Source organism: Pseudomonas sp. PGPR40 (assembly GCF_022014505.1).
GTDB lineage: Bacteria > Pseudomonadota > Gammaproteobacteria > Pseudomonadales > Pseudomonadaceae > Aquipseudomonas.
In genome coordinates this window covers 1-1,299 of record NZ_JAKLSP010000070.1, presented here as the reverse complement: position 1 = coordinate 1,299, position 1,299 = coordinate 1, and the positions used below count along the sequence as shown (strand labels likewise).

1 protein-coding gene is annotated in these 1,299 nt (G+C 59.0%); it reads left to right on the top strand.

Going from position 1 to position 1,299, the window contains the following annotated elements:
* The first annotated feature begins 54 nt into the window (after positions 1-54).
* Positions 55-1,077 (top strand): IS110 family transposase, encoded by a 1,023-nt coding sequence (locus MEB48_RS28985; protein WP_237887123.1) that lies wholly within the window; start codon positions 55-57, stop codon positions 1,075-1,077.
* Positions 1,078-1,299 lie beyond the last annotated feature (222 nt).

Genomic DNA, 1,299 nt, shown 5'->3' with positions numbered 1-1,299 from the left:
CCCCCTGCGATTGCCCACTAAGCTTTCGCAGGGGGCCTATCGGAGACCGTTGCCATGAAAGTAGCTATTGCCGCCATCGACCTGGGAAAACACACCTTTCATCTGCATGCACAAGATGATCGTGGTCATGAGCTTTACCGCAAAAAGTTTAACCGAGTGGCGCTCGTTCAACATCTGGCGAACCTCGAACCCTGCATCGTCGTGATGGAGGCCTGTGGCGGTGCCCACTTCATGGCGCAGGAGGCGGCCAAGCTGGGCCATACGCCCAAGCTCATTGCGCCGCATCTCGTGCGTCCTTTCGTGAAAAGCAACAAGAACGACTTCGCCGATGCCGAGGCGATCTGCGAGGCGGCGACTCGCCCCTTGATGCGCTTTGTGCATCCCAAAACCCAGGCTCAGCAGTTGTTGGCCATGCTCAACTCGATACGCGACTCGTTCATCAAGGAGCGCACCGCGGCCGCCAATCGGATTCATGCGGCCCTGCTGGAGGTGGGCATCAGCCTGGCTCCAGGCTTCAAATCAATCAAAGCGCTGCCGGCGCTGCTGCAAGCGAGTTCACTTTCTGAGCCCTTCAAAAAACTTCTGATGGGGTTGCATAAGCACTTCAACTATCTGGATGAGCAGGTCAAGGCGCAAGACAAAGACGTGGAGTGCCAGGCCGCTGAAGATGATCTGGCGGCGCGTTTGATGACCATGCCGTGTGTCGGCCCGATCACCTCCAGCGTCCTGGCGGCCGAGTTGGGCGATGGCAAGCAGTTCAAATGCGGCCGAGGCTATTCGGCCTCGATCGGGCTGGTGCCCAAACAGCATTCCACGGGCGGCAAGACCGTCCTGCTGGGCATCAGCAAGCGCGGTGATCGAAACCAGAGGCGCCTGCTTATCCAGTGCGCCCGGGTTTATTTGATACAACTGGACCGACAGAAAGGCTGGCTGGCGGACTGGGTCCGGCAGCTATTGGCCCACCATCACTCCAACCATGTGGTCTGCGCGCTGGCCAACAAGCTGGCGAGGATCGCCTGGGCGATTGCGGCCCACCGCACTGAATTCGATGCAGGGCCAAGCGCGATGAACGCCTGACCCTGCTGTCACCCGAGCACCACCCACCTGGTTTTGCGATGCTGGATAACAGATGACGTGAACGGCCAACCGGCCTGACGACAACCCTGAGCTCCCACACGGCTGAAAGGCCGTTCAACTAATTAGGATCGTCGGGCATCGATTCTCATCGAGGCGCGGGGCCACAGCCCCACTCAGACGCCGGATAGATGAAAGCAAGCCAAACACGCATCAAAAACAGTA

Excerpts from the sequence above, each read along its gene's own strand:
- MEB48_RS28985 (WP_237887123.1), top strand. The coding sequence starts at position 55 with ATGAAAGTAGCTATTGCCGCCATCGACCTGGGAAAACACACCTTTCAT.